Here is a 10,166-nt window from a genome sequence, read left to right as displayed (position 1 = left end):
TCCATCATCACAAGACAAAAATCACTCAGAGATATGCGACCCCAGCGTTAACAAATATTGGGGAACGGGGTCTTAGCGTCGATAAGTAATAAAACGGTATTCGGCACCTGAACGCGGATCAGCCTGAATTTCCCCCTCATATACAACACTCCATTCACCGGCGCTGATTTCAGGAAACCATGTGTCGGTGTCGGAAGGCGCAGCTGCGTCTATCTCTGTGATTTCAAGTGTGTCGGCCATAGGCATAAACATATGGTAAATCTCTCCTCCACCTACCACCATTGCCGAAAGCATGGTATCATCGGCGCTCCCTTCGCTTTTGGCTGCAATATAATCTGCAGCGATGGAGAGGGCCTCGTCGGGAGTATGGGCTACAACCGCTCCGTCGGGCAATTCCATATCGCCGCGTGTGAGCACGATGTTGAGACGTCCGGGCAGCGGACCTGAGGGAAACGACTCATATGTCTTGCGGCCCATTATGAGTGGATGTCCCATTGTCAGAGACTTAAAATGTTTCATATCGGCACTTATGCGGTAAAGGAGCTGGCCGGAACGCCCCAGCCCACCGTCACGGGTGACAGCGGCCACAAGAGTCAGAGGGATTCTGTCTTTATCGTTCATCATACTGCCACTACTGCTTTTATATGGGGATGCGGATCGTAATCTTCGAGAGTGAAGTCCTCGTATTTGAAATCAAATATTGATTTTACCTCAGGATTCAGTACCATACGCGGCAGATGGCGGGGCTCACGCGACAATTGCAGACGCGCCTGCTCGATATGGTTATTGTAGATGTGGGCGTCGCCGAGAGTGTGTACGAAATCTCCTGCACGCAATCCCGTCACCTGGGCCATCATCTGGAGCAACAGAGCATATGAGGCTATATTGAACGGCACTCCGAGGAATATATCGGCCGACCGCTGATATAGCTGAAGGCTGAGACGCCCGTCGGCTACATAAAACTGAAAAAAGGCATGGCAGGGAGGCAGATGCATCTCGTCGAGCTGACCTACATTCCAGGCACTTACGATTATACGACGCGAATCGGGATTATTCTTTATCGTCTCCACCACTTCGGAAATCTGGTCGATATGGCCGCCGTTGTAATCAGGCCATGAGCGCCACTGATAGCCGTAGATCGGACCGAGCTCACCGTCGGGACCGGCCCATTCGTTCCAGATACGCACTCCATGCTCCTGGAGATAATGCACATTGGTTTCGCCACGCAAAAACCACAGCAGTTCGTATATAATCGACTTCAGATGAAGTTTCTTGGTAGTAAGCAACGGAAAACCCTCTTCAAGGTTAAAACGCATCTGATAGCCAAACACACTGCGCGTGCCGGTGCCGGTGCGGTCGCCCTTTTCAACACCATTAGCCATCACATGGTCAAGAAGTTCGAGATATTGTTTCATCGGATTTTGTATTTACAATCGAATCAGTGTCCATCGACACGGTAGCTGACGCTCCGGAGCATGCGCTTGCGCGCCCTATCTCAGGCGAGTCGAGGCTCTGCATCATGGGGAGCGAGAGCTGCTTACGGTCGGGACGATAGAATATGGCATCGTCGGGACACACGGTAAGGCAGTCGAAACAACCTACACAACGCGAGCCGTCGACAACATGGTCGATAAGGTCGATACAGTGAGCTTTGCATACATGCTCACATTTGCGGCAGTTGGTACAAAGGTCGGTATCGATATCTATATGCCAGAGAGAGCGTGCAGAGACCATGCCAAGCACAGTACCAACCGGACAGAAAGTATTGCAGAACGGCCGGCCTAAAATCCAGGCTGATACGGCGACTGCACCCAAAGACACGACCGACAGAGCCACACCGAAGAGAGAAGCGGTGATAACCGACACATAAGTCACAGTCCACCATCCGGTATATACACCAAACGCCGCCACAGCATTGTTAATCCACCCCCATACAGGCTTCAACACATTCAGCACAAAGGCCGAATACATACTGTAGGGGTCCAATATGACCGGAATTATAAGCAACCCCGTAAAAAGACACACGGCCACTACGGCGAGCGAGCAGTAACGCAGACGCGTCATCGGAGGTGCATAATGATAATCGCGGCGCGAGCCCTTGCGACTCATGCGGCCAAGCCTTGCCGCTACATCCTGAACGACACCAAGCGGACAGAACATCGAGCAATATATCCTGCCGAACAAGGCGGTCATGACAAGCCAGAACAGTATCGTGACACCCGAAAAAGCCAGACCGGCAGGTATAATCTGTGTATGCTCAATCCATCCCATCGTGCCAAGCACAAGGTCGCTATATTCAATCCACAACAAGGTGATGACAGCGGCTACAGCCACCGACACCGTTATGCGCATAGCTTTAAGACCTTGATAACGTTTCACGCTCCGGATTAATATATTACCACTCTTTTGTGTGGGCCAAACCACACTCAACAGGCGGTCTGTTAAAGATTATTTTCTACAAAATTAATACTTATTGAAGACTTCCCTGCATCCGACAGCTAAATAAATACCAAATAAATAGTAACTTTGCCGTATGAAAGAATTGCTGATTATCATCCGACGCTTTGTACCTCCCTATAAGAAGTATCTGGCACTCAACATTATCTTTAATATCCTCGCGGCTTTCCTCACACTGTTCTCATTTGCAGTGGTGATACCCATACTGCGCATGCTGTTCGGGATAGACCAGATGAACTATACGCATATCGAATGGGAGAACGGTAGTTTCAAGGAAGTATTCTTCAACAACTTCTACTACTACACCCAGGAGATGATCACCACCTACGGGCCTTCGATCACACTGGCCGCACTGGCCGCGCTGCTCGTAGTAATGACCGGCCTTAAGACGGGAGCCACATTCCTGTCGTCTTATTTTATCATACCGATGCGCTCGGGTATAGTGAGAGATATACGCAACTATATGTACGACAAGATAGTACGACTGCCGATATCCTACTTTACCGATGCCCGCAAAGGCGATGTGATGGCACGTATGACAGGCGACGTAGCCGAGATTGAGAACTCAATCATGTCGTCGCTCGATATGTTCTTCAAAAATCCGGTAATGATTATCGCATGCCTTACGATGATGATTATCATGTCGTGGCAGCTCACCCTGTTTGTACTTGTGCTTATCCCTATGGCCGGCCTTGTGATGGGGCGCGTAGGCAAGCGACTGAAACGACAGTCGCTCGAAGCCCAGAACCAGTGGGGACTTCTTATGTCGAACATCGAGGAAACCCTCGGAGGCCTGCGCATCATAAAGGCCTTCAACGCCGAAGACAAGGTAAAGGCTCGTTTCCACGCCGGCAACCAGGTTTTCTATAAAATCAGCAACAGAATAGCACGCCGTCAGTCGCTCGCCCACCCCATGAGCGAATTTCTCGGCACCATCACCATCGCTATTGTACTGTGGTTCGGAGGCACTCTGATTATCGACCATCACTCTTCGATGGAAGCCCCCGACTTCATCTACTACATGATTATCTTCTACAGTATCATCAACCCTGCCAAAGAACTGTCGAAGAGCGTATATGCCATACAGAAAGGCCTCGCGGCCATGACCCGTGTCGACGCTATAATCGAGGCCCGCAACCCTATCCACGACCCGGCCCATCCCAAGAAAATCACCGACTTCAAGGGCGATATACGCTACAACAACATATCGTTCAGCTACACAAAGGATATGCCTGTCATACAGGACGTCTCGCTCCACATCCCTGCGGGAGCCACAGTAGCCCTCGTAGGACAGAGCGGCTCTGGAAAATCGACAATGGCCGACCTTCTACCGCGATTCTACGATGTAGACAAAGGCTCAATCACTATCGACGGCACCGACATCCGCGACCTGCGCGTACATGACCTGCGCTCGCTCATGGGCAATGTAAACCAGGAGGCAATCCTCTTCAACGACACTATATACAACAACATAACATTCGGCGTAAAAGAGGCCACACGCGACCAGGTAGAGCAGGCCGCACGCATAGCCAACGCACATGAATTCATCATGGAGACTGAACAGGGCTATGACACATGCATCGGCGACCGCGGATGCCGTCTGTCGGGAGGACAGCGCCAGAGACTCTCTATCGCACGCGCAGTGCTAAAGAATCCGCCGGTACTCATTCTCGACGAAGCCACATCGGCGCTCGACAGCCAAAGCGAGAAGTCAGTACAGGAAGCACTGGAGCGACTGATGAAGGACCGCACCACGCTCGTAATCGCACATCGCCTGTCGACAATCAAAAATGCCGACATAATATGCGTGATGAACGAGGGCCGTATCGTGGAATCCGGCACTCATGACGAGCTTATGACTATCGAAGGTGGAGCCTACCGCCATCTGGTCGACATGCAGAAATTCTGATAACTCCACATAAATACATACTCCAAAATGTCCATACTCCAACCGGGCAAGAAAGTTGCCCTATGTAGCGACCATGCTGGCTACGAACTGAAAAGCATTGTTGAGGGATACCTCACAGCCCAAGGTATCGAATATGAGGACTTCGGTACATTCTCTGCCGAAAGCTGCGACTATGCCGACTTCGCCCACCCTTGTGCGAAAGCCGTAGAAGAAGGACGCTGCTATCCGGCCATTGGCATATGCGGAAGCGGCAACGGTATAAACATGACCCTCAACAAGCACCAGGGGATACGCTCGGCTCTCTGCTGGGAGGTAGAACTGGCCCGACTGGCCCGTGCCCACAACGACGCCAATGTACTGGTAATGCCGGCCCGCTTTATTGAGCCAACTCTGGCTCTCGCCATTGTCGATGAATTTCTTGCAACTCCATTCGATGGAGGGCGTCACGAAAAGCGCATAGCCAAAATCCCTTGTCAGTAAGCATAATCGACTACTGTACAGAACAACGATACATAGCTCACACAATAACAAAGGCCGTGGCAAGATTTTGCCACGGCCTTTGTTATTGTGTAGGATATGTATCTGCGGGTATATTACCAGATAACCACGCGCTCCTCTACCGGTCGGAACATCTTGTCGCCCTCTTTGATAGAGAATGCCTCGAAGAACGGATCAATGTTGCGCAGAGTAACGTTGACACGCTGTTCGCCAAGTGAATGCACATCGCCTTGGGTAAGAGAACGAATCTCTTCATCACGGATATTCTGAGCCCAGAGGTTGGCGTAGTTGAGATAGAATACCTGCATGGGGGTCAGACCCTCGATTTTCTCAGTAGCAATATCCACACCCTTCTTCTTCTGCGAGTCGAGGAATGCTGTCATAGCCACGCGAAGGCCACCCTGGTCGGCGATATTCTCGCCAAGGGTATACTGTCCGTTGCCATGAAGACCGGGAAGAATCTCCACTGCGTCAAACTGTGCGATAAGACCCTTGGTCTTTTCAGCAAACTTCTCGGCATCCTCTGCAGTCCACCAGTTGACCATATTGCCGTCTGCGTCGAAGTTGCGTCCCTGGTCGTCAAATCCATGAGTCATCTCATGACCGATTACCACACCGATACCGCCATAATTCTCGGCATCCGACGACTCAGGGTCGTAGAAAGGAGCCTGGAGAATAGCTGCCGGGAACACAATCTCATTGGCCAGAGGATTGTAGTAGGCGTTGACGGTCTGCGGAGTCATACCCCACTCAGTCTTGTCGACAGGCTTGCCCCACTTGGCATATTCCTCTTTCTGATGCCACATGCCGGCATTGTGCATATTCTCGTAGTAGCTCAGCTCAGGATCGATAACCATGCTGCTGTAGTCCTTCCATTTGTCGGGATATCCGATTTTCACGGTAAAGGCATTGAGCTTCTTGATGGCGTTGAGCTTGGTGTCGTCGCTCATCCAGGGAAGATTGATTATATGTTTGCCGAGAGCTGTGCGCAGATTCTCTACCAGACCCACCATGTAGTCCTTTGACGACTGAGGGAAGTATTTCTCTACATAAAGCTGTCCGACAGCCTCGCCGAGCATACCCTCGGTAGCTCCGAGCGCACGCTTCCATCGCGGACGCTGCTCGCTTACACCGCTCATTACCTTGTTGAACTCAAATGAAGCGTCGGTAAACTTGTCGCTGAGTTTACCGGCAGCCTGAGCCACATATTTCCAGAGGTAATAGTCCTTGATTTCACGGTCGGTGAGGGTCGAAAGCAGATTGACACCCTGCATCACCGAGTTGGGCTCTGTAACGATAACAGTCTCAGGCGAGGGGATTCCCATAGTCTCGATAAAGAAACGGTCCCAGTTTACTCCGGGATATGTCTCCTTGAGCTGTGCGAATGTAAACGGATTGTACATCGCCGGAATATTACGGCTCTGCTCGCGGGTCCATGCCGAGTCGGCAAGGGCAGTCTCGATTTTCATTACGTTGGTCATGATGCGCTTTGCATCCTTGGCCTTGAAGCCGGCATTCTGCATCTGCTTTACAATCAGCTTCTTGTACGCCTCACGCACTTCCTTGTTGCGCTTGTCGTCGAGCAGATAGTAGTCGCGGTCGCCAAGACCCATACCACCGCCTGATACATACATTGCGTATTCCTTACTGTTGGCAAGGTCCTCCATGGGTCCTGCGCCGAAGAAGGGAGAGGCATAGTTGCCGTGCATCCAGAGAAAGAGGTCGGTCATCTCCTCGTGGGGAGTGTTCTCAATCTTCTTGAGATCGGCCTGGATAGGAGCGGCACCCTCACGGTTGCGACGCACTGAATCCATAGCCTGTGAGTAAATCGTCCATACCTTGTGGGCTACCGAGCCGGGCTTGGGATTGGTAGCGCCCAGACCGAGCACAATACGCTTTACACGAGCCTCGGAAGAGTCGTTGAGCACGTCGAACGCGCCGTAGCGTGCATGTTCGGCGGTAAGAGGATGAGCGTCACGCCATCCTTTGGTTACATGCTGGTAGAAGTCGGCAGAGGCCGGAGTGTTTGGATCAAACTGCTTGGGATCAAGGCTTTTCAGATGTTCCTCAGCGCTCATAGGGAGCACCGCGAGGAAGCCCATGAGTCCGGCGGTTGCAAGTGATTTTAACAGGTTCATATTATTACTGTAATTGTGTTAAGTAACTGTTCTAAATTTTATGTTTCCCGGTCAGATTATTTCGATGTCTCTCCGGCAAAATCTTCTAAAAAACTTCACTCAAATAAACATTAAATAATTTCGACCAGTTACTTAGTAAAAGTATTCATCATTATTTGATGCACGAAAAGCGCAAACAGTTGCAAAAGTACTCAAATTTTTCCAATTGTAACATAATTGTTCTACCAGCCATAATGAAGACGGGAGCACAAAAGTATGCTCCCGCCCGATATTTATATAACCAACTAACAGTTATTTGGCCACCTTGCGACCTCCTACTATGTATATCCCCCGGTCAAGACCGTCAAGAGCCGACTTGGCAGCAACCCGGCCTCTTACCGGGCGCCCGTCTATAGAATATACACTCACAAATTCCGCGGACGGATGCTGCCAGCGGGTTTCATCCATTCCGGAGAGCTCACCGGTACGGGTGAATGTAAACCGGTCGATATTCATCGGGCCGCGCACCACCTCGAATTTCAGCACATGGGCCCCTTCGGCTATCTCTACATCCTTTACATCGTGATTAAAATACGTATTCCAGTCGCTCTGTCCCGAGAAACTCCAGTCATCAATCTCCTCATCGTCGATATACATACGCAACCGGCTTGATGCCTTAGGGTCGTCGCTGAGGCGTGCCGTGACTGTATACACACCATCCTCTTTCGCGATGAAATTATACTTGTAGTAATCGCCTGTCGAGGTAGAGCCTATGTGCCACCCGTCGGAATGAGAATCTATAGCAACCTGAACATCATCACGATATCCCTTTGAGTTGCGTTCCCATGCGCCTTTGTCCTGAAATCTGTAGTCGGAGGCTTCAAGATCCTCGGCCTCGATGACGCCGGGTATGTAGGCGGCGCCTGTCGATAATGTGAAATCATATAGTCTCATTGCTCCGCGAGTCACCCTCAACTCGATATAATGCTCACCCGCTTCAAGAGATATGGGATATATGTAAAGCTCCTGCCTGTCGCCAGTAAGACTCTTCTGAGGGAGTTCGCGACCGCTCTCGGCAGTCTTCCAGGTTCCATCAAAAGCCACTGCTATCCTGCTGTCCGACATGATATTCTCGGCCACGACAGTCATGGCGTAGCGTCCGGACTTAGCCACATTGAGTGAGAAACGGAGAAATTCGAAATTGTCAAGATTGACTCCATCGGCACTGCGCGAGGGTACCGACATATCACGCTTGTAATACGCGTTTCCGCCTTTACCATCATTATACTCTACAGCACTTATTGTCAACGGCTCTGTGCCGTTGAACACTCTGGCCTTCCCGCCATGCGGCTCTCCGAAGTTGCGAAGAAGATTGAGATTTCCCTCATCATCAAATGTCTGCTCGTCGTAGCACACCGAACGCAATGCACCATGCCCCGAGAAATCAGCAGTATGATAGAACGTATACCACTTACCCTTGAACTCCACAACCGATCCGTGTGTGGTGTTGCACCCCATAGGATTCATAAAAACACCTTTGGGAGTATACGGTCCGGCAATATTGTCGGAGACAGAGTATTGCATGCGGTTGACCGTAGTATAACCGTCGGCATAGACAAGATAATACCTGCCATCCTTCTTGAATACCCAGGGCCCCTCATGAAAACTCGGGAAACCGCTTGCGACATCACCGTCAGGACCAAGCAGCATAACGCTCTCTCCCTCCATCTCAAGCCAGTTGTCGCGCTTCAGTTTCGTCATCCAGCATCCACCCCGGCCCGAAGTGAACACATAGGCCTCTCCGTCGTCATCCACAAAGAGGCATGGGTCTATTGTCGATGGGATACCGTCGATATATCCGATACACTTCCACGGACCGGCCGGATTCTCGCTTGTCGCAAGGAAATGCTGCCATACGGCCTCTCCGTTCATGCGTATACGGTGAGGATAGATGAAATAATAAAGGCCGTCGGCAGGATTGTAATTACAGTCGGGCGCCCACATATATTCCTCGCCGTAGTTGTTGGTAGTGCCGGTATACCTGTTGGATGTCGCCGCATTCATTACCTCGCCGTGATCGGTCCAGTGTATCATATCTTCTGTAGAGAAAATATGATAACGGTCCATATGGTCGCACCCCTGCGAGGGCGACATGTCATGCGAGGCATACACGTACAGCACTTCCTTACCGTCTACATTCCACACGTGTGCCGACGGGTCGGCTGTGTACAGCGGAGATGTAAATCCTACACCAAACATTGGCGATGTAAGCTCTGTAAACATAGGGTTGGACGTATAGGTCCATTGACGCGGATAATTGAAATCATACTGCCCGTTGCCTGTATTTTCAACATAATCGCCCGTGCGGTGCCACACGTAATAATCAATATTCATTGAATTGGAAGGTACCCATCGAAGCACATGCTTCCCCTGAGAAAGCATTATACCGGGATTTACAACCATCGAATAGGTGTCCCAGCCATGGCCCGGAGCGGAAACAATCTCTCCGGCAGCCTTTCCGTCAATCTCAAAGAACAAATCCTTCACATTGTCGGAACTCATGCATATCTGCAACTCATATTCACCGGCTTCGGCCACTTCAATCGTATAGCACAGCCAGTCGCCGGCACTTACATTGCCTATCACATATCCAGAGCCACCTCTGTTGATACGTACTTCGTCGATATCCTTACGATAAGAGTTGGAGCCTGTATTCATGAAATTCCAGCTGATATCCTTGCCACCGTTATCAAAATCCTCGGCCTGCATCTTGCAGTCGGACGACGCGCTCAGTAGATGGCTCCGATATGGCGTGCCCTTATAATTGGCCACATATTCCTCCGCGGTAACGCCATTGTCGTAATAATCATAGATATACGGCTGGTCATCAGGAATGTCAAAAGCATAGGCCACCGTCAGCGGCAGCATGATGTACAACGCCGCGACCGAAAAAATACGGTTACAGATAGAGTGACTCATAATTATGTTTTTTTGAATGGTTTAGACGAGTATTGCAAGTGTGAGATAAGTAACTGTTCCGAGTTACTTTAAATTCACCGGTCTTAAAAATGGGCTGCCACAAAAATATCATGATTTGCAGCAGCCCGTTTTCCACTTTAAATATATTCGCTTCGATTAACTTTTCGATGGCAAAGTTAGGCCGACAGACTTAACACAGGATTTAA

The 10,166-nt window shown here is 50.4% G+C and carries 7 protein-coding genes; 2 read left to right on the top strand and 5 right to left on the bottom strand.

Going from position 1 to position 10,166, the window contains the following annotated elements:
• Positions 1-72: 72 nt before the first annotated feature.
• From K2I50_RS10280 to K2I50_RS10270, 3 genes are read right to left on the bottom strand one after another with little or no spacing between them, the layout of a single operon-like run.
• Positions 73-624 (bottom strand): dihydrofolate reductase, encoded by a 552-nt coding sequence (locus K2I50_RS10280; protein ID WP_278436353.1) that lies wholly within the window; start codon positions 622-624, stop codon positions 73-75.
• The gene (locus K2I50_RS10275) at positions 621-1,415 is read right to left on the bottom strand and encodes a thymidylate synthase (protein WP_301026258.1); all 795 of its coding nucleotides are present in this window, start codon (positions 1,413-1,415) and stop codon (positions 621-623) included. The genes K2I50_RS10280 and K2I50_RS10275 overlap by 4 nt, the downstream gene beginning before the upstream one ends.
• The gene (locus K2I50_RS10270) at positions 1,390-2,379 is read right to left on the bottom strand and encodes a 4Fe-4S binding protein (protein WP_301026257.1); all 990 of its coding nucleotides are present in this window, start codon (positions 2,377-2,379) and stop codon (positions 1,390-1,392) included. Before K2I50_RS10270 ends, K2I50_RS10275 begins: the two co-directional genes overlap by 26 nt.
• Before the next feature lie 154 nt (positions 2,380-2,533).
• Between K2I50_RS10270 and K2I50_RS10265 the strand changes: the two genes are divergently transcribed.
• Positions 2,534-4,366 carry an ABC transporter ATP-binding protein gene (locus K2I50_RS10265; protein WP_301026256.1) on the top strand — a complete coding sequence of 611 codons (1,833 nt, stop codon included), beginning with the start codon at positions 2,534-2,536 and terminating at the stop codon, positions 4,364-4,366.
• A 27-nt stretch (positions 4,367-4,393) separates the two neighbouring features.
• Positions 4,394-4,846: an RpiB/LacA/LacB family sugar-phosphate isomerase gene (locus K2I50_RS10260; RefSeq protein WP_301026255.1), complete on the top strand. Its 453-nt coding sequence runs from the start codon at positions 4,394-4,396 to the stop codon at positions 4,844-4,846.
• 113 nt (positions 4,847-4,959) lie between these two features.
• On the opposite strand, the gene K2I50_RS10255 is transcribed toward K2I50_RS10260, so the two are convergent.
• Both K2I50_RS10255 and K2I50_RS10250 read right to left on the bottom strand, forming a co-directional pair.
• The gene (locus K2I50_RS10255; protein ID WP_301026254.1) at positions 4,960-7,002 is read right to left on the bottom strand and encodes a M13 family metallopeptidase; all 2,043 of its coding nucleotides are present in this window, start codon (positions 7,000-7,002) and stop codon (positions 4,960-4,962) included.
• A gap of 291 nt (positions 7,003-7,293) precedes the next feature.
• Positions 7,294-9,909, bottom strand: coding sequence for a family 43 glycosylhydrolase (locus tag K2I50_RS10250; RefSeq protein WP_301026253.1), 2,616 nt, complete (start codon positions 9,907-9,909; stop codon positions 7,294-7,296).
• Positions 9,910-10,166: the final 257 nt, after the last annotated feature.

The sequence above is a fragment of the Muribaculum sp. genome, from assembly GCF_029051885.1.
Classification (GTDB): Bacteria; Bacteroidota; Bacteroidia; order Bacteroidales; family Muribaculaceae; genus Muribaculum.
The sequence above is the reverse complement of the archived record's forward strand: the minus strand, read 5'-3'. Positions and strand labels throughout refer to the sequence as shown.

What these genes read in the sequence shown, in the direction of transcription:
- K2I50_RS10255 (WP_301026254.1), bottom strand. Translation starts at nt 7,002, where the DNA reads ATGAACCTGTTAAAATCACTTGCAACCGCCGGACTCATGGGCTTCCTC.
- K2I50_RS10265 (WP_301026256.1), top strand. Translation starts at nt 2,534, where the DNA reads ATGAAAGAATTGCTGATTATCATCCGACGCTTTGTACCTCCCTATAAG.
- K2I50_RS10275 (WP_301026258.1), bottom strand. Translation starts at nt 1,415, where the DNA reads ATGAAACAATATCTCGAACTTCTTGACCATGTGATGGCTAATGGTGTT.
- K2I50_RS10250 (WP_301026253.1), bottom strand. Translation starts at nt 9,909, where the DNA reads ATGCTGCCGCTGACGGTGGCCTATGCTTTTGACATTCCTGATGACCAG.
- K2I50_RS10280 (WP_278436353.1), bottom strand. Translation starts at nt 624, where the DNA reads ATGATGAACGATAAAGACAGAATCCCTCTGACTCTTGTGGCCGCTGTC.
- K2I50_RS10260 (WP_301026255.1), top strand. Translation starts at nt 4,394, where the DNA reads ATGTCCATACTCCAACCGGGCAAGAAAGTTGCCCTATGTAGCGACCAT.